This window comes from Pedococcus cremeus (genome assembly GCF_900111375.1).
In the GTDB taxonomy this organism is placed as follows: Bacteria; Actinomycetota; Actinomycetes; order Actinomycetales; family Dermatophilaceae; genus Pedococcus_A; species Pedococcus_A cremeus.
In genome coordinates this window covers 667,540-684,781 of the sequence record NZ_FOHB01000001.1, presented here as the reverse complement: position 1 = coordinate 684,781, position 17,242 = coordinate 667,540, and the positions used below count along the sequence as shown (strand labels likewise).

The following is a 17,242-nucleotide window of genomic DNA, read 5'->3' as shown; positions in this document are numbered from 1 at the left end:
CGGTCACTCCTCGTCGGTGCCGGCCAGCGAGGCCTCCGCCTCGTCGAGCCAGGTGCTGCAGTGGGCGGCCAGGGCCTCGCCCCGCCGCCACAGACGCATGCTCTCCTCGAGGCCGGCCTGGCCGCCCTCGAGCTGGGCGACGATCGAGACGAGCTCGTCGCGCGCGGCCTCGTAGGGCAGCTCCGCGATGTCGGGGAACTCCTCGGCCGGGGTTGGGGGCGCCTGGGTGTCCTTCGCCATGGCGAACACCCTAGGGCAGCCCCACGACACGGGCCGCGAAGTCCCCTCGGGCCACCCGCACCCGCAGGAGCTCCTCGACCTCGAGGTCGGCCTGGTCCATGACGATCCGTCCGTCCGCGTGCTGCACCACGGCATACCCGCGCTCGAGCGTGGACAGGGGAGAGAGGGTGCGCACCTGGGCGCGCAGGTGCGCGACCTGGTCGGCGGCGCGGTGCACGGCCGCGGTGACGCGGTGCCGGGAACGCTGCCGCAGGGCCTCGAGCTCCTCGCGACGCGCCCTGATGATCGCCGTGGGGTCGGCCATCACGGGGCGGGAGCGCAGCGAGGTCAGGTGGCGCCGCTCGCCGGCGATGCGCCCGGCCAGCGCCCTTCGGCCCCGCTCGCGCGACTGTTGTATGCCGCGGCGCTCGTCCGCGGCGTCCGGCACCACCCGCTTGCCGGCGTCGGTCGGCGTCGAGGCCCGCCAGTCGGCGACGTGGTCGAGCAGCGGGCTGTCGACGTCGTGCCCGATGGCGCTGACCACCGGCGTGCGGGCGGCCGCCACGGCGCGCAGCAGGCTCTCGTTGCTGAAGGGCAGCAGGTCCTCCACCGAGCCACCGCCACGGGCGATGACGATGACCTCGACCGTGGGGTCGGCGTCGAGCTCCGCCAGGGCCGCGGTGACCTCGGTGACGGCGGTCGGGCCCTGCACGGCGACCTCGCGGATGGCGAAGCGCACGGTCGGCCAGCGGCGGCGGGCGTTCTCCACGACGTCCTTCTCGGCCGCGCTCGCCCGGCCGCAGACCAGCCCCACGGTGCGGGGGAGGAAGGGGAGGGGCTTCTTGCGCTCGCGGTCGAACAGGCCCTCCGAGGCCAGCGTGCGCTTGAGGTGCTCGAGGCGGGCCAGCAGCTCACCCACGCCGACCGGCCGGATCTGGCGGGCGTCGAGCATCAGGGAGCCACGCTGGGTCCAGAAGACCGGCTTGGCCTGGAGCACGACCCGCGCGCCCTGGCTGAGCGGCGTGGGCATCGCGTCGAGCGCGTTGACCTGGATCGCCACCGACAGCGACATGTCGACGTCGGGGTCGCGGAGCGTGAGGTAGGCGGTGCGGGCACCGGGCCGGCGGGTGAGCTGCACGACCTGGCCCTCCACCCAGAGCACCGACATCTTCTCGACGTACTCGGCGATCCGCATGCTCAGCAGCCGCACCGGCCAGGGCTGGTCGGCCGTGGTGTCGGCGGCCCGCTCGGGCAGGTCTGGCGGCGTCACGGACGCCACTCTAGGAGCCGACGCCGACGGAGGGGCGGCGCACCACGCCCGGGCGCAGACGGGGGTGGTGCGTCGCGGGGCGACTGGCGGACGGGCGTGGTGCACCGCGGGCGGACAGGCGCGCAGGCGCGGCTCAGGCGTCTGGCTCGGTGTAGAGGCAGAACGGGTGGCCGGCGGGGTCGAGCAGGACACGCACGTGGGGCTGCGGCTGGTGGCCGGGCAGCTCCGCGCCGAGCTCGACGGCATCGTGCACGGCGCCGTCGAGGTCGTCCACCGGCAGCTCGAGGTGGGCCTGCATCTGCTGGGCCCCCTCGCGGGCCGGCCAGGTGGGTCGCTGGTGCAGCGGCTCGCCCTTGACCGCGAGCGTGACCGGTGAGCCGGGTGCCCGCAGGGTGCACCAGGCCGACGTGTCCTCGACTAGCTCCCACCCGAGCAGGTCGCGGTAGAAGCGGGCGAGGGCCTGCGCGTCGGCGGCGTCGAGGGTGATGCCGAGCGGGCTGGCCGGGGTGCGTCCGCGGATCATGGCTCCCTGCCTACCCGCAGGCGGCCGGCCTCGCGACCGGGGGCGCGGCATACCGGATCGCGGTCGGCGGCCCAAGGGCTGCCGAAGTCCCAGACTTCGGGTCAAGAGCGCCGGGTTGGCCCGAGGTCCCAGACTTCGGGTCAAGAACGCGGGGTTGGCCCAGGTCCCAGACCTCGGGTCACCGGCGGCGGCATACCGGCCTCGCGGATTCGGGCGTTCCGGACCCGCCACCTACCATGGAGGCATGACCTCTGCCTCGAAACGTGTCCTGCTGGCTGCCCCGCGTGGGTACTGCGCCGGCGTCGACCGGGCCGTGGTGACGGTCGAGAAGGCGCTGGAGCTCTACGGGCCGCCGGTCTACGTGCGCAAGGAGATCGTCCACAACAAGCACGTCGTGACCACCCTCCAGAAGAGGGGCGCCATCTTCGTCGAGGAGACCGACGAGGTGCCCGAGGGTGCCACCGTGATCTTCTCAGCCCACGGCGTCGCGCCGGTGGTGCACGAGGAGGCCAAGGCGCTCAGCCTCAAGACGATCGACGCGACCTGCCCGCTGGTGACCAAGGTGCACCGTGAGGCCGTCCGGTTCGCAGGTGACGACTACGACATCCTCCTGATCGGCCACGAGGGCCACGAGGAGGTCGTCGGCACCTCCGGCGAGGCGCCTGAGCACATCACGCTCGTCGACGGCCCCGACGACGTGGAGAACGTCACCGTGCGCGACCCGGAGAAGGTCGTGTGGCTCTCGCAGACCACCCTGTCGGTCGACGAGACCATGGAGACGGTGAGGCGGCTGAAGGAGCGCTTCCCCAAGCTGCAGAACCCGCCGAGCGACGACATCTGCTACGCCACCCAGAACCGCCAGCTCGCGGTGAAGCAGATGGCGCCGGACACCGACCTGATGATCGTCGTCGGCTCGCGGAACTCCTCGAACTCGGTGCGGCTCGTCGAGGTAGCCCTGGAGCACGGCGCCCGTGCCGGACACCTGGTCGACTACGCCGAGGAGATCGACGAGGCCTGGCTGGAGGGCGTGCAGACCGTCGGCGTGACCTCGGGCGCGTCGGTGCCGGAGGTGCTGGTGCGCGACGTGCTCGACTACCTCGCGCAGCGCGGCTACGAGGACGTCGAGCCGGTCGTGGCCGCGGAGGAGAGCCTGCTCTTCGCCCTGCCCAACGAGATCCGTCGCGACCTCAAGGCGCGCGGCATGTCGGACAAGATGCGCCACGACGGCTCGTTCAGCGAGGCCGGCAGCCTGCACTAGCGCATCGGCCGCCGCCTGGCGTGTGATCCGGCGCACCACCACTTGGCGCGCGACTCCACTGGGGCCGACCTAGGCTCGAGTGCGCAGGTCAGAGCCTGTGCACCCGTCCGAGGAAGGTCGCCGATGTCGCATGCCGCCGTGAGCTCCGTCGAGGAGCTCGAGGAGCTGCTGTCCGAGCGTGTGCTCGGACCCGACTACCCCTGCCTGGGCGCGAAGTCGGTCTTCCGGCGCGACCGCGCGACGGTCGTCCTGCACGACGACATGGAGAGCCCGGAGACCGCCCGTCACCTGTTCGAGCAGCTGCGCGAGTACACCGGGTCGGTCGACGCCGAGGAGGGCTTCGCGTCCTTCGTCGCGGGCTTCCGCGGCCCGCAGGTGCGCGACGAGAAGCACTTCGAGGAGATGCTGTGGGCGCTCCTGCAGCGGCTCCACGACGTCGACGAGGAGCCGTGGGCGCCGGAGGTGTCGGCCGACCCCAGCGACCCTCACTTCGGGTTCAGCGTTGCCGGCACACCGTTCTTCATCGTCGGCCTGAACCCCGAGGCGTCCCGCGACGCACGACGGTTCCCGGTGCCCGTGCTGGTGTTCAACCTGCACGAGCAGTTCCAGGCCCTGCGGGAGAGCGGTGGCTTCGAGCGGATGCGCGACACGATCCGACGCCGCGACGAGGACCTCCAGGGCACGGTCAACCCGATGGTGAGCGACTACGGCTCGGTCTCCGAGGCCCGCCAGTACTCCGGCCGTGAGCTGGAGGAGGGCTGGGAGCCGCCCTTCGAGCCCGACCCCGAGGCCGTCGCCCCTGACACAGCAGCCACCGAGAAGGAAGGAACCCCCGCATGACCTCAGCCGCCTCGACCTCCTCGCCGGCCGACGGCTTCACGCGGATGGCGCCGCAGACCGGTACGGGCTTCCTGCTGCGGGCCGGGCAGGTGCTGACGGTGGTCGACCCGACCGGGGTACAAGTCAGCGACTTCTTCGCGTTCAGTGCCGAGGACCACGGGGAGTGGCTCTCCAGCGGGCGCACCATCGACTACGGCAACAAGGTCTACTTCACGACGGGCGACCTTCTCTACAGCAACCGCAGCCGTCCGATGGCCACCATCGTCGAGGACACCTGCGGGCGGCACGACTTCCTGCTGACGCCGTGCAGCCAGCAGACGTTCGACCTGCTCTACCCGGAGTTCGAGGGTGCCTACCACCCCAGCTGCTTCGAGAACCTGTGCCTGGGGCTCGAGCAGTTCGGCGTCGAGCCCGACGAGATCAGCACCACGCTCAACATCTTCATGAACGTGTGGACGGACGAGACCGGCGAGCTGCACATCGACCCGCCGACGTCGAAGGCGGGGGACCGGTTCGCGGTGCGTGCGGAGATGGACCTGCACGTCGGGCTGACGGCCTGCTCGGCGGAGAAGTCGAACGGCGGCGTCTGCAAGCCGATCGACTACGCCATCTCGGACTGAGCTTCTATGGGTTCCACTGACGCAGTGGGACCTCTGCGTCGCTCCAGAAGCCCGCAGTGCGCGAGGCGGACCACGTCGTCCCGATGCGGCCGACGTAGGTGAAGCGCGTGCGCGAGCCGTTGTAGGCGGGGATGTAGTAGAGGTGCGCCTGCTTCACGCCCTTCTTCACGGCGATGAGCGCCCAGCCGGAGCCGCAGTTCGAGACGGCGAGGTCGTCGAAGTACCACGTGGAGGACCGCAGCACCGTGGTCCGCGGGGCGAAAGAGCCCGTGCGCGGCATGGTGATCAGCAGCAGCGCGCCCTTGCTGGTCGTGGCCAGCAGCGCGTCCTGCCCGTCGCTGGCCCACGGGCGGTACTGGTAGGCCAGGGTCAGCGACCGGATGCTGCCGAACCCGGTCTTGGAGCCCGTGTGCGTCAGAACCGGCTTGCCCCAGGTCTGCTCGCTCACCCGGTAGCGGTTGAGTGTGCCGGTGTTGCTGTTGACGCCGTAGAGCGAGCCGGCCTTCTTGTACCCGGTCCAGGGATCGGAGGAGTCGGCGAGGTGCCGGAAGGGCTGCCAGCTGGACCCGACCTGACGGGAGGTGAAGCTCTTGGTCTGCTTGACGGTGTTGTAGGTCGTGGAGCCGAAGTAGAGGGCGCCGCTGCGCACGAAGAACTGGCGGCTGTAGAGGTACACGGGCGGGTAGTTCACCCGGTCCCACTGGGTCGAGGTGCTGGCGAGGGCCGTGACCGAGCCGGCTGGGGCGATGGAGCGGTAGATGTCCTCCCAGTACGGGGGTCGCAGGGGGTGCTCATTGACCGTGATCACCTCGGCCAGCTGTCCCGTCGGCATCAGCGCCGAGGCGAGCGGCTGGCAGCCGAGGGGAAGGGCGGCAGCCGCGACAGCAGACTGTGGCTGCGCAGCCGCAGAGCGAGAAAGCCCTGTCGTGGCGGGCGCGGCGGCTGAGCCGGGCATCGCGCCGGCGAGCGGGACGGTGGCGGCCAAGGCGGTGGCGACGAGGCCGGTGCCGGCCCTGCGGACAGAACGGCGCATGCGGACGGATCCCCCCAGATCGACGTGGCGACTGCGGAGAGTCTGGCAGGTCAGCCGGCCTCGCGGGTCTTTTCGCCACCAACAGCCGGCGAGTCACTCTGCCTGCGCAGGCCGAGGTCGAGGTCGGGGCGACGGTCCTCGGCGGTCGCCTGCTCGATGAGCTCCATGGCGGTGAGCACCCGCGGGCCGGCCTCGATCGGAGCCGGTTGGGGCAGCTCGGCCTCCACGACGTCGAGGTCGCGCATTTTGCGGGCCGACACGAGCACCCGGGCCTCGAGGGCGCCGACCATCTGGTTGTAGGCCTCGACCGAGCGCTGCAGGGCCGTGCCCATCTTGGCGGTGTGCGAGCCGAGGGTGCCGAGCCGGTCGTAGAGCTCGCGGCCCAGCTTCATGAGCTCTCGGGCGTTGGCGGTGAGGGCGTCCTGCTGCCAGGTGAACGCCACCGTGCGCAGCAGCGCCAGCAGGGCCCCCGGCCCGACGAGCACCACGCGCCGTGCCATGGCCTCCTCGTGCAGGCTGGGGTTCGCGGACAGGGCCGCGGAGAGCATGGCCTCGCTCGGCACGAAGCAGACCACCATCTCCGGCGCGGCCTCGAACGCCGACCAGTAGTCCTTGTCGGCCAGGGAACGGACGTGGCCCTCGAGGTGGGCGGCGTGCTGCCGCAGCAGCTCCCCGCGCCGCTCGGCCGGCAGGTCGTCGGCCTGGGCCTGGAGGAAGGCGGTCATGGGGGCCTTGGAGTCGACCACGAGGTGCTTGCGGCCTGGCAGCTGGACCACGACGTCGGGGCGCACCTGCTTGCCGTGCCGGCTCACGCGGCATACCTGCTCGTCGAAGTCGCACCGGGCGAGCAGCCCGGCGTGCTCGAGCACCCGGCGCAGCTGCACCTCGCCCCAGGCGCCACGCACCGTGGACGCGTTGAGCGAGCCGGCCAGGCTCTGGGTCTGGCGGTCGAGCGAGGTGGTGGAGGCGTGCACCTGGGCGATGGTGCGCTCGAGCGCGGCGAACTGGTGGGTGCGGTCGCGCTCCAAGGTGCCGACCTGGGTCTCGACGCGCTTGAGGGTGTCGCGCAGCGGCGCGAGCGCGGCCGCGGTCTGGGCGTCGTCGGCCAGCGCCGCCTCGAGGTCGAGCACCCGCTCGCGCAGCAGGTCGCGCTCGGCGGTCGTCGCCGCGGCCCGCACGGCACCGAGCTGACGGACGACGACGGCGGAGGCGAGAGCGCCGAGCACCAGGCCGGCGAGCAGGGCGAGCACGAGATCCATGACGCAGACCCTGCCAGCGAACGCCGACAGCCCGCCGTAGGCTGGCCGCATGCCCGACCAGCCCGCCATCGCCGACGGCGACCTGGTGCTGCGGCCGTGCGGCCCTGACGACCCCGCGCAGGAACAGCTGCGCTTCGTCTGCGAGTGGGACGGCCGGCCCGTGGGGTCGGTCGGGGTCGAGCTGCGCGACCACCACGTCGGAGTCCTGTCCTGCGCGGTCGACGAGCCCTACCGCGGGAGGGGGCTCGCGTCGCGGGCGGTGCGGATGCTCGTGCGGTTCGGCTTCGACGAGCTCGGACTCGAGCGCGTCGAGGCCCACGTCAACCCCCTGAACCGCGCCGCTCTGCGGGTGGCCCAGCGCTCCGGCCTGCGGCGCGAGGGCGTGATGCGGGGCAACACCACGCTCGGTGACCAGCGGCACGACACCGTGGTGCTCGGCCGGCTGCGCGACGACCCCGACCCTGGGACGCGCGAGGGCTTCATCGGCATCCTCAACGCGACGTTGCCGACCAAGCGCGCCATCGCCCAGGGCGTGCTGCGCAACGACGCCGGACAGGTGCTGCTGTGCGAGCTCACCTACAAGGGCGAGTGGGATCTCCCCGGCGGGGTGGTCGACCCGATGGAGTCGCCGTCGGAGTGCGTCGTGCGTGAGGTGCGCGAGGAGCTCGGCGTCGAGGTGCGGCCGCAGGGCCTGCTCGCGGTGAACTGGCTGCCGCCGTGGCGGGGGTGGACCGACGCGACCGTGTTCGTCTTCGACCTCGGCGTGGTGGCCGACGACCTTGTCGCACGAGCGGCGTTGCAGCCCAGGGAGATCCGAGCAGTCCACTGGGTCGGCGAGGAAGAGCTCGAGGAACGCGTCGCCCCCTACAACCAGCGGCTGCTGGCCTTCCTGTCCTCGTATGCCGGCCCCACGGCATACCTCGAGGACGGCCTGCCGGCGCTCTGACCGCCGCGTCTCATCCCGTGTGCGGCGCGTGCTGGAGGCGGCTCCCCTCGCCGCTCGAGTGGTGGGCCTTCGAGTCCGCCCCTAGGCTCCGGAGTCGTCCGACGCATCCGGGGAACGGCGTGGACGAGGCACCAGTCTTCGAACTAGGGCCGTGCGGTGATCCCGCGCGGCCGCGACCAGGGGAGAACCATGAGCGACGCAGAGCTGCAACCGCTTTCCGACGAGGAGCTTGCCGCGGAAGGCGGCACCGCACTTCCTGACAAGGAGGTCATCAGCCTCCTCGACCTCAACGCCGACCTCGACCTCGGCCTCGACGCCGCGGCACCCATCGACCTGGCGGTGGCCGCCAACGCCAACGTCGCCGCGCCCATCGATGCTGCCGTGGGTGCCAACGTGCTCTCGAGTGGCTCGCAGGCGCAGGCGCTCTCCGACCAGGGCGTCATGATCGACCAAGGCCTCACGGGCGAGGCCGTGGCGGAGGGCAACCAGGACAGCGGGATCGACCAGGCTGCCGACCCGTCGGGCACGGACAGCGCCACCGACGGTTCCGCCGGCGGCACCACGGACGGCACCACCGACGGCACCACCGGCTCGGGTACCAGCGTCGACGCGACCGACCCGACCGACACCGGGTCGGTGCTCGACGGTGACTTGCTCGACGTGAACGTCGACGTCGCGACCGACCTCAACCTCGCCGCACCGATCGGTGGCGCCGTCGCCGCCAACGCCAACGTCGCCGCCCCGATCGACGCCGCCGTCGCGGCCAACGTGGCGTCGGTGGACTCGGACGCCGTCGCGGTGGCCCAGCAGGACGCCATCATCAGCCAGGACATCGACGCCGACGCCGCAGCCACGACCAACCAGACGTCCGACATCAACCAGTAGGCCTCGCGTGAGTGCGCTCCACGAGGCGAGTGGCACGACGGCCGGCGGCGCTGCGGGGGCGGCGCCGCCGGCCGACGTGCCGGTCCGCGCAACCGGGCTCGAGCTGATCGGCGAGATCCCGGGTTCCGGCTACAAGGAAGCACCGTCCCTGGTGCGCCGTGGCGACGGCCAGGTCATGACGCTGACGCCCTTGCTGTATGCCGTGCTGTCCGCCGTCGATGGACGGCGGGACCACGGCGAGATCGCCGCCGTCGTGGGACCTGCGATCGGTCGACAGGTCACGGCGGAGAACGTGCAGACGCTGTGCGAGCGACTGAGGACGCTCGGAGCGCTCCGTCGCGCCGACGGGTCAGAGCCAACGCTGAAACGCACGAACCCGTTGCTGGCGTTGCGTTTTCGCTACGTGGTGTCCGACCCCTCGGTCACCAACCGCGTGACGGCGCCCTTTGCCTGGCTCTTCGCCCCACTGGTGGTGGCCATCGTCTGCCTGGCCTTCGTCGCCGTCTGCGGCTGGCTGCTGTTCGGCAAGGGACTGGCCTCAGCGGCGCACCAGGCGTTCGACAAGCCGGTGCTCCTCCTGGTCGTCTTCGCGCTGACGGTCGTCTCCGCCGGGTTCCACGAGTTCGGGCACGCGGCGGCGGCGCGGTACGGCGGGGCGACGCCGGGCGCCATGGGTACCGGTCTCTACCTCGTCTGGCCGGCCTTCTACACCGACGTCACCGACAGCTACCGCCTCGGTCGGGCCGGCCGCGTTCGCACCGACCTCGGCGGCTTGTACTTCAACGCCATCGTCGCCCTCGTCATGTTCGGGTTGTGGTGGGCCACCGGGTGGGACGCGGTGCTGCTCATCATCGCAACCCAGGTGCTGCAGATGCTGCGGCAGCTGGCTCCCCTCGTCCGGTTCGACGGTTACCACGTCCTGGCGGACGTCACCGGGGTACCCGACCTCTACCACCGCATCGGCCCGACGTTGAAGGGGCTGCTCCCGGGGCGCTGGAGGTCACCGGAGGCGTCGGTGCTCAAGCCGTGGGCGCGGGCTGTCGTCACGACCTGGGTGGTCGTGGTGGTGCCCATGCTGGCGACCACTCTCGTGCTCATGGTGTTGGCGCTGCCGAGGATGCTGGGAACCGCGGCGCACAGCCTGTCGGCACAGGCGTCACTGCTCGGAGAGCAGTTCGGAGAGGGCGACGTCGCCGGCGTGGGGGTTCGGGTGCTCTCGCTCGTGGCGATCGCGTTCCCCACAGCTGGCACGTTGCTCATCATCGGGCGCACGACCACCCAGGTGGTGCGGCGCACCTGGCGTGCCACGGAGGGACGCCCCGGGCGTCGCGCGGTGGCCGGTGTCGTGGCGGCTGCCATCGTCGCCGGCCTGGCCTGGGCCTGGTGGCCCGACGCCGGCACCTACCGGCCGATCCGTCCCTACGAGCGGGGCGTCGTGCAGGACGTGCTGCCGGCCTCGCTGCGCAGCACCACGCCCTCAGGTCTCGTCGAGGGACGCGGAGGAACCGCGCGCACGATCTGGCCCGCCGACGCCGAGCTGCCTTCGGCTGACGCCCCGCAGCTGGCCGTCGTGCTGGTGCCCAGAAAGGGGACCGGTTCCGGCGCGGCGGGCGGCTCTGACGCATCGGGCGGCTCTGGTGCTCCGGGATCGGGGCAGGCGGCACCGACGTGGGTCTTCCCCTTCAACCGGCCGCTGCCGCCGGGGGAGGGCGACAACCAGGCCCTGGCGGTCAACACCACCGATGGCAGCACGGTCTATGACGTCGCCTTCGCGCTCGTCTGGGCCGATGACGACACCGTCCTCAACACGAACGAGGCCTACGCCTTCGCGAGCTGCACCGGCTGCCGCACCGTCGCCGTGGCCTTCCAGGTCGTCCTCATCGTCGGGTCGGCCGACGTCGTGGTGCCGCAGAACCTGTCCGGCGCGCTCAACTACGCCTGCGTCGAGTGCGTGACGGCTGCGGTCGCCCGGCAGCTGGTCGTCACGGTCCCGGAGGCGCCCGACGCGGCCACCATGGCCCAGCTCCAGGCGCTGTGGCAGGAGATTGCCGCATTCGGGGCCAGCCTGGAGGACCTCTCACTCTCGGAGATCCAGGCGCGACTGACGGACTACGAGCGGCAGATCCTGGACATCGTGGGTGTCGACCCCACCGGTTCCACGACGTCAGCTCCCTCCTCGACCTCAGCCCCGACGGGCACGTCGACGGGGGAGGCCAGCACCACCGGTCCCGAGCCCGACAGTACGGCGACGGCCGGCCCCGGGAGCACCGACGGCGCCACCGCGCCCGGCTCGACGGCCACGGCGACCTCTTCGAGCCCCAGCCCAAGCTCCACCGCGGAGCCGGAGGACTCCGCCACGACCACCCCGGTCCCAACGGACACGGCGAGCGCTTCCGTGACAGGGGAGACCGCCACCGTTGCCGCCGCCGAGACGACGGCACCCTGACCCTGGCGCCGGCGCCCCGACCCTGGCGACGGCGTCCTGACCCTTGGCGACGGCGCCGTGACCCTCTTGCCGGCACCGGCCCGGTGCCGGTGCAGACTGTCCGAGGGCCGGGTCCGGTCCGTTGCCCGCGCAGCCAGGAGGCGTGATGTCCGCTCAGAGCGAGTTCGACCGCGAGATCGCGCTGGACGCTGCCGACGGTGAGCCCGGGACCTACCGCGGCCAGCTCGGCGAGGGCTGGCGCATCGGCGGCGGCATCAACGGCGGGCTGCTGCTCGCCCTTGCCGGCCACGCGCTCAGGCGCGAGCTCGGCGAGACGTCCGCCGACGGCATACCGGGGCACTCCGACCCGATGGCCATCAGCGCCTACTACCTGACCCCCGGGGTGCCGGGCGCGGTCACGGTGCGCACCGACACGGTGCGCCGCGGGCGGGCGGTCTCGACGGGGCAGGCCTCCCTCGTGCAGGAGGACGAGACCGGCCGCGAGGTCGAGCGGGTGCGGGTGCTGGCGACCTACGGAGACCTGGCGGCGGTCGACGGTGACGCGACCACCACCGCGACACCGCCGCAGCTGCCGGACCCGGAGGCGTGCGTATCTGCCGCGCAGGCACCGCCGCAGTTCCTCAAGCACGCCACGCTGCTCGAGCGGCTCGACCTGCGGCTCGACCCGGCCACCACCGGCTGGGCGGTCGGCAAGCCGTCGGGCAACGGCGTCATCCGCGGCTGGTTCCGCATGGCCGACGGGCGGGAGCCCGACCCGCTGCTGCTCCTGCTCGCTGTCGACGCACTGCCGCCGGTGGCCTTCGAGCTCGGCCTGCCCGGCTGGACGCCGACGCTGGAGCTCACCGCGCACGTGCGCTGCCGGCCCGCCCCGGGATGGCTGCGGGTCAACCTCACCAGTCGCACGCTCTCCGGCGGGTACCTCGAGGAGGACGCCGAGGTGTGGGACAGCGAGGGCCGGTTGGTGGCCCTCTCACGGCAGCTGGCAAGGGCCACCTCCCCGCGCCGGTAGACTCCTGTACCCGTGGCTCTCACTATCGGAATCGTCGGTCTCCCGAACGTCGGCAAGTCGACGCTCTTCAACGCGCTGACCAAGAACAACGTGCTCGCCGCGAACTACCCGTTCGCGACCATCGAGCCCAACGTCGGCGTCGTCCCGCTGCCGGACTCGCGCCTGCAGACGCTGGCCGAGATCTTCGGCTCCGAGCGGGTGCTGCCGGCCACGGTCTCCTTCGTCGACATCGCCGGCATCGTGCGCGGCGCGTCCGAGGGGGAGGGGCTGGGCAACAAGTTCCTCGCCAACATCCGTGAGGCCGACGCCATCTGCCAGGTGGTGCGCGCCTTCCATGACGACGACGTGCACCACGTCGAGGGCAAGGTCTCGCCGAAGGACGACATCGAGACCATCCACACCGAGCTGATCCTCGCCGACCTCCAGACCCTCGAGAAGGCCGTGCCCCGCCTCGAGAAGGAGGTCAAGGGCAAGAAGACCGACAAGGCGGTGCTCGACACCGCCCTCGCCGCCCAGAAGCTGCTCGAGGAGGGCGAGACGCTGTATGCCGCGGGCGCGGCTGCCGGTGTCGACATGGACCTCGCGAAGGAGTTGGGGCTGCTCACCACCAAGCCGTTCCTCTACGTGTTCAACGTCGACGAGGACCAGCTGACCGACGAGGCCCTGCAGAAGGAGCTGTCGGCCATGGTCGCGCCGGCCGACGCGATCTTCCTCAACGCCAAGCTCGAGTCCGAGCTGGCCGAGCTGGAGGAGGACGAGGCGCGCGAGCTGCTCGAGTCCGTCGGTGTCTCCGAGCCGGGGCTGAACCAGCTGGCGCACAAGGGTTTCCACACCCTCGGGCTGCAGACCTACCTGACTGCCGGGCCGAAGGAGTCGCGCGCCTGGACGATCCGGAAGGGTTGGACCGCCCCCCAGGCCGCGGGCGTCATCCACACCGACTTCCAGCGCGGCTTCATCAAGGCCGAGATCGTCTCGTTCGACGACCTGGTCGAGGCCGGCTCGATGAACGCCGCCAAGGCGGCCGGGAAGGTCCGCATGGAGGGCAAGGACTACGTGATGGCCGACGGCGACGTGGTGGAGTTCCGCTTCAACGTGTAAACCCCCACGTCAGACGCTCAGATATCACCCCCTGCCCTCACAGCGCCCACACTAGCGCCGAGGACTTCCCCGGCGAGCGTCGCGGCGGCCGTCCGTGTGCGGTCCTCCGCGGAGGGCCACAGGTGGCTGTACGTCTCGAGGGTTGTGGTGGCCTTGGCGTGGCCTAGCGCCCTCTGCACGGTCACCACGTCGCACCCTGCCGCGATCAGGCCCGAAGCGTAGAAGTGCCGCAGGTCGTGCAGCCGCACCCCTGACAGGCCCGCGGCGGCCAATGTCTGCCGCCACCAGTAGCCCACCGTGTTCTGATGCGGGGGAGTGTCGCCAGCACCCTGGAAGAGCCAGTCGCCGCGGTGCCCGAGGGCGACATGCGTTGACAGCATCGTCACCAGCTCGTCCGGGATCGGCACGACGCGCTCGCTGCCGTACTTGGGCAAGCGGATCTCTACCTTCCCTGCGCCGGCGCGCTGGACCTGTCGAGAAACGGTGATCTGACGGCGCAGGAAGTCAACGTCTGCGACCTGCAGTGCTGCCGCCTCGCCCAAGCGCAACCCGGCGAACGCGCACACGCCCACGAAGCCCCGGAACCGCTCATCCGCGGCCTCGAGCATGGCCCGCACCTCATCAGGGGTCGGGATCGTCATGGCCGCTTCACGCTTGCGCTGCCGGGGCAGCCGCACACCCTCCGTGGGGTCCTTGGCAATCACCTCATCGCGAACGGCCGCCCGGAAGACGGCCCGAACGTTGGTGAACCTGGTCTTGATCGTGCCCGGTGCCAGTGGCCGCGCCCGCTCATCTGAGGGCTGGCTCATCGCCTTCACCCAGGCCTCAACGTCGGTGGCGGCAATGTGCCTGATCTGCACGTCCCCGAACGGGGTAGATCTCACCGCGAGGGACATGGCCTTGTGCGTGCCATCCGTCCACACCTGACGAGCTGACCAACGGGCGAAGTAGTCGGCGAATGTGATGCGGCCGGCGCTCGGGTCGATCCACGCGCCCCGGTCGAGCGATGCAACCTGATCCCGCAACCAGCGTTGAGCCTCAGCCTGCCGCTTGAATGTGCGCTGGTACTGCTTTCCGGTGCGGGGGTTGCGGTAGCGGGCGCGCCATGAGTCACCACGTCGGGTGACGCCGTTAGCCATCGCTGCCGCCCCCGGCGATCTCCTGGCCGATGGTCAGCGCTCGAGTGAGCGTCGTCAGGGGATCTGCCGTCAGCACCGACTGCGCTACTGCACGCAGGTCTGCCGGCGCATTCGGAGTGGTGGCAATGAGTCGGCGCACGTCAGCCTGTGCTTGGGGAAGGTACTGCCCATACGTGTCGATACGGTCTAGCGCCTTCGTGCATTCCTCGATAGCTGCGCGGAGTTCAGCGATGGCTTGGGCCTCTGCGGACTCCGTCAGTGCCATGTCGTCAACGGTCACGCCGAGCAGGTCCGCGAGGGCGCGAGCCTCCCCGATCCTGACGCTCTGCTCACCCTTTTCCAAGCGGCTGACTGTCGTTTGCCGAAACGACTCCCAGCCACGCCCGCGCATCCGAGTCGCCAACTCGTTCTGGCTCCACCCCTTTGCTTCGCGTAGGCGTCGCAGGTTCGCGGTGAAGCGCTCCTCGTCGCGGTGGCCGGCGCCTTGTTCCGTCATGTCGAGCAGGGTTGCACAAACCCGGTTGCATTGTCAACACGATCCGTGTACTCTCATCTGTATTCGGTACTTAACACCGATGGTGTAGGCAGTAGCCCGACCCGTAACAGGGCGTCACGAGGGGGTGACGGGGCCACGGGAGGCGGCGACTCCGACATGAAAAGCCGCGGTCGGATGGCGGACCCAACAAGGCCAAGGCACACGAGAACTACTGCCGCACACCAAGCCACAGCCCATTCACGATTACGAAGGGGGTCCGTCATGGATCTACTCACGACCGAGGAAGCCGCCGACTTCATGCACGTCCCAATCGCCACCCTCCGGTGGTGGATGCAGACCGGCCAGGCTCCAGCCAGCGCCAAGATCGGCCGCCGCCGCATGTTCCGGCGAGCTGACCTCGAGAAGTTCGTGAACGACAAGTTCAACGCGGCCTGACAGGCCAACTTTCACAACTGAATAGGCCCCCTGCCGGGGGATCACACCAGCGCGCCGAAGAACGGCAGTGGGGACTGCAGGCGCTGGCACGAAAGGGCGAAAAGCCTTGTCAAATAATGAAACCGGCCACAACGTGACCGGCTCCACCACCACTGTCCAGTCTACCGCATTTGACTTCCTCGACGGCGCTCACGCGGGCGCCATGGCGTTCATAGAGCAGGGCCGCGCGCAGGGTCAGCGCGAGGCGTCCGAATGGCTCGCTCGTCAATGGCTTCACGATCTCGCCAACGACTTTGAGGCGCTGGCGATCAGCAACGCTGCCGCCAAAGGTCCGCACTGGCAGGCCGCAATGATTGAGGCCGCCCGAGGCGGTGTCGCCTGATGTACGGGACCGAGTACGACAACCCTTCCACCCCTGACCCTCACGCGTTCGACATCCTCGATCTCGTCAAGACAGGCGATTGGCTCGACGCACAGGACTTCCCTCCGCTGCGGTGGGCCGTTTACGGGCTCATTCCTGAGGGTTTCGGCCTACTGACCGGGCCACCCAAGGCAGGCAAGTCCTGGTGCGCGTTCGGGGTAGCCCTGGCTATCTCGTCCGGTGGCTCGGCGTTCGGCAAGATCGCCACAGGAAAGCCGCGACCCGTGCTCTACCTCGCGCTCGAGGACGGCAATGCCCGACTGCAGTGGCGCGCCCGCCAACTGCTCGACGGCAACCCGATTCCAGCACTCCTGCACACCGTCACCAGCGCTCACCCCAACCAGGTAATCCCGCTCATCGAAGCGTGGATGGGCGTTCACGGTGACGCACAGCCGCTCGTGCTGCTCGACACGCTCGGCAAGGTCATGCCGCCAGCTCAGCCGGGAGAGGGCGCGTATCAGCGTGACTACCGGATCGGTTCACGTCTCAAGGCTCTTGCCGACGCGCACCCCGGCTCGACGTTGCTCGTCATTCACCACATCCGCAAGGCGGCCGGCGAAGACTGGATGGATTCCACAAGTGGCACCAATGGGCTTAACGGTGCGGCTGACTTCACGATCAACCTGCACCGCGCCCGCAACTCTGGGTCCGGGGTGATCCGGGTGACCGGCCGCGATGTCGTCGAATCGGAGTTCGCAGTCACTTCGGCTGACGGTCGGTGGACGCTCGACGGCTCCACCCTGGCGGAAGCTGCGCAGGCCGCAGAGATGGCCCGGGCGACGGCGGACCTTGGCGACAAGAGCGCCGAGGTGGTGGAGTTCGTCAACACCAAACCCGATGGGGTGAAGGCGGCCGACGTTGCATCGGCGTGCGGCATGGAGCCCCACACCGCTCGGACGTACCTCGCCCGACTGGCTGAGTCGGGGCGCATCGCCAAGACGGGACGGGGCACCTATACCCCTGTTGCGAGTGTTGCGAGTGTTGCGTTTGAAGGTGGAACGCAACAGGCGCAACACATGCAACAGACCCCTACAGGACTGTCGGATGACGTCCCGGTGCCATCCGAACGGTGCGCTGACTGCGGTGGGCTGTTCTGCCGCTGCGAGGTGGCGTGATGGCTGGCGCCTCGTTCTTCATGGCCGTTCCCGAGGACGGGCGTATTCACGGCGGGTGCGGTGACTGCGACGCCTACCAGACGCTCGACACCTCCGAGGCGCCCGTCTATCGGCTGACCGTGCACCACGACACCACCTGTCCCGCGTACCGGACGAGGGAGGTGGAGTGATGGCGCACCGTTACGACCGAACCGGCGACCGCATCGACGGCGACGACCGGCAGCAGGCCG

The 17,242-nt window shown here is 70.4% G+C and carries 19 protein-coding genes; 12 read left to right on the top strand and 7 right to left on the bottom strand.

The window, feature by feature from the left end; genetic code table 11:
• Positions 1-3 precede the first annotated feature (3 nt).
• The 3 genes from BMW78_RS03265 to BMW78_RS03255 all read right to left on the bottom strand — a co-directional run bounded on the left by BMW78_RS03265 (position 4) and on the right by BMW78_RS03255 (position 2,012).
• The gene (locus tag BMW78_RS03265; protein WP_091756569.1) at positions 4-240 is read right to left on the bottom strand and encodes an exodeoxyribonuclease VII small subunit; all 237 of its coding nucleotides are present in this window, start codon (positions 238-240) and stop codon (positions 4-6) included.
• Between the two features lie 10 nt (positions 241-250).
• The gene (xseA, locus tag BMW78_RS03260; RefSeq protein ID WP_245735627.1) at positions 251-1,489 is read right to left on the bottom strand and encodes an exodeoxyribonuclease VII large subunit; all 1,239 of its coding nucleotides are present in this window, start codon (positions 1,487-1,489) and stop codon (positions 251-253) included.
• A 133-nt stretch (positions 1,490-1,622) separates the two neighbouring features.
• A complete protein-coding gene (locus tag BMW78_RS03255; protein WP_091756286.1) occupies positions 1,623-2,012 on the bottom strand; it encodes a VOC family protein in 390 nt (129 codons plus the stop codon).
• Positions 2,013-2,256: 244 nt separating this feature from the next.
• On the opposite strand from BMW78_RS03255, the gene BMW78_RS03250 reads away from it, so the two are divergent.
• The 3 genes from BMW78_RS03250 (at position 2,257) to BMW78_RS03240 (ending at position 4,730) form a co-directional block, all read left to right on the top strand.
• Positions 2,257-3,270: a 4-hydroxy-3-methylbut-2-enyl diphosphate reductase gene (locus tag BMW78_RS03250; RefSeq protein WP_091756285.1), complete on the top strand. Its 1,014-nt coding sequence runs from the start codon at positions 2,257-2,259 to the stop codon at positions 3,268-3,270.
• A gap of 123 nt (positions 3,271-3,393) precedes the next feature.
• The gene (gene gntA, locus BMW78_RS03245; protein ID WP_091756283.1) at positions 3,394-4,110 is read left to right on the top strand and encodes a guanitoxin biosynthesis heme-dependent pre-guanitoxin N-hydroxylase GntA; all 717 of its coding nucleotides are present in this window, start codon (positions 3,394-3,396) and stop codon (positions 4,108-4,110) included.
• Entirely contained in the window at positions 4,107-4,730 is a 624-nt protein-coding gene (locus tag BMW78_RS03240) for a DUF1989 domain-containing protein (RefSeq protein ID WP_091756281.1), read from the top strand. Before gntA ends, BMW78_RS03240 begins: the two co-directional genes overlap by 4 nt.
• 4 nt (positions 4,731-4,734) lie before the next feature.
• Here the strand turns inward: BMW78_RS03240 and BMW78_RS03235 are convergent, their stop codons facing one another.
• Positions 4,735-5,763: a hypothetical protein gene (locus BMW78_RS03235; RefSeq protein ID WP_091756279.1), complete on the bottom strand. Its 1,029-nt coding sequence runs from the start codon at positions 5,761-5,763 to the stop codon at positions 4,735-4,737.
• Positions 5,764-5,813: 50 nt separating this feature from the next.
• The gene (locus BMW78_RS03230; RefSeq protein ID WP_091756567.1) at positions 5,814-7,022 is read right to left on the bottom strand and encodes a DNA recombination protein RmuC; all 1,209 of its coding nucleotides are present in this window, start codon (positions 7,020-7,022) and stop codon (positions 5,814-5,816) included.
• A 49-nt stretch (positions 7,023-7,071) separates the two neighbouring features.
• On the opposite strand from BMW78_RS03230, the gene BMW78_RS03225 reads away from it, so the two are divergent.
• The 5 genes from BMW78_RS03225 to ychF all read left to right on the top strand — a co-directional run bounded on the left by BMW78_RS03225 (position 7,072) and on the right by ychF (position 13,406).
• Entirely contained in the window at positions 7,072-7,968 is an 897-nt protein-coding gene (locus tag BMW78_RS03225; RefSeq protein ID WP_091756277.1) for an NUDIX hydrolase, read from the top strand.
• A gap of 189 nt (positions 7,969-8,157) precedes the next feature.
• The gene (locus BMW78_RS03220; RefSeq protein WP_091756276.1) at positions 8,158-8,853 is read left to right on the top strand and encodes a peptidoglycan-binding protein; all 696 of its coding nucleotides are present in this window, start codon (positions 8,158-8,160) and stop codon (positions 8,851-8,853) included.
• 7 nt (positions 8,854-8,860) lie between these two features.
• Positions 8,861-11,299 (top strand): zinc metalloprotease, encoded by a 2,439-nt coding sequence (locus BMW78_RS03215; RefSeq protein WP_177180246.1) that lies wholly within the window; start codon positions 8,861-8,863, stop codon positions 11,297-11,299.
• A gap of 145 nt (positions 11,300-11,444) precedes the next feature.
• Entirely contained in the window at positions 11,445-12,308 is an 864-nt protein-coding gene (locus tag BMW78_RS03210) for a thioesterase family protein (RefSeq protein ID WP_091756274.1), read from the top strand.
• A gap of 12 nt (positions 12,309-12,320) precedes the next feature.
• Entirely contained in the window at positions 12,321-13,406 is a 1,086-nt protein-coding gene (gene ychF / locus BMW78_RS03205) for a redox-regulated ATPase YchF (RefSeq protein ID WP_091756271.1), read from the top strand.
• A 17-nt stretch (positions 13,407-13,423) separates the two neighbouring features.
• Here ychF and BMW78_RS03200 read toward each other — a convergent pair whose 3' ends face one another.
• Positions 13,424-14,545: a tyrosine-type recombinase/integrase gene (locus BMW78_RS03200; RefSeq protein WP_091756269.1), complete on the bottom strand. Its 1,122-nt coding sequence runs from the start codon at positions 14,543-14,545 to the stop codon at positions 13,424-13,426.
• Positions 14,538-15,041 carry a helix-turn-helix domain-containing protein gene (locus BMW78_RS03195; protein ID WP_091756267.1) on the bottom strand — a complete coding sequence of 168 codons (504 nt, stop codon included), beginning with the start codon at positions 15,039-15,041 and terminating at the stop codon, positions 14,538-14,540. Before BMW78_RS03195 ends, BMW78_RS03200 begins: the two co-directional genes overlap by 8 nt.
• 261 nt (positions 15,042-15,302) lie before the next feature.
• Here BMW78_RS03195 and BMW78_RS03190 point away from each other — a divergent pair, with 261 nt between their 5' ends.
• The 4 genes from BMW78_RS03190 to BMW78_RS20650 all read left to right on the top strand — a co-directional run bounded on the left by BMW78_RS03190 (position 15,303) and on the right by BMW78_RS20650 (position 17,182).
• On the top strand, positions 15,303-15,476 hold the full coding sequence (locus tag BMW78_RS03190) for a helix-turn-helix domain-containing protein (RefSeq protein WP_091756265.1): 174 nt from the start codon (positions 15,303-15,305) through the stop codon (positions 15,474-15,476).
• A gap of 133 nt (positions 15,477-15,609) precedes the next feature.
• Positions 15,610-15,858 carry a hypothetical protein gene (locus tag BMW78_RS03185; RefSeq protein WP_091756262.1) on the top strand — a complete coding sequence of 83 codons (249 nt, stop codon included), beginning with the start codon at positions 15,610-15,612 and terminating at the stop codon, positions 15,856-15,858.
• Positions 15,858-17,012 carry an AAA family ATPase gene (locus BMW78_RS03180; protein WP_091756260.1) on the top strand — a complete coding sequence of 385 codons (1,155 nt, stop codon included), beginning with the start codon at positions 15,858-15,860 and terminating at the stop codon, positions 17,010-17,012. The genes BMW78_RS03185 and BMW78_RS03180 overlap by 1 nt, the downstream gene beginning before the upstream one ends.
• Positions 17,012-17,182 carry a hypothetical protein gene (locus tag BMW78_RS20650; RefSeq protein WP_177180245.1) on the top strand — a complete coding sequence of 57 codons (171 nt, stop codon included), beginning with the start codon at positions 17,012-17,014 and terminating at the stop codon, positions 17,180-17,182. Before BMW78_RS03180 ends, BMW78_RS20650 begins: the two co-directional genes overlap by 1 nt.
• Positions 17,183-17,242: the final 60 nt, after the last annotated feature.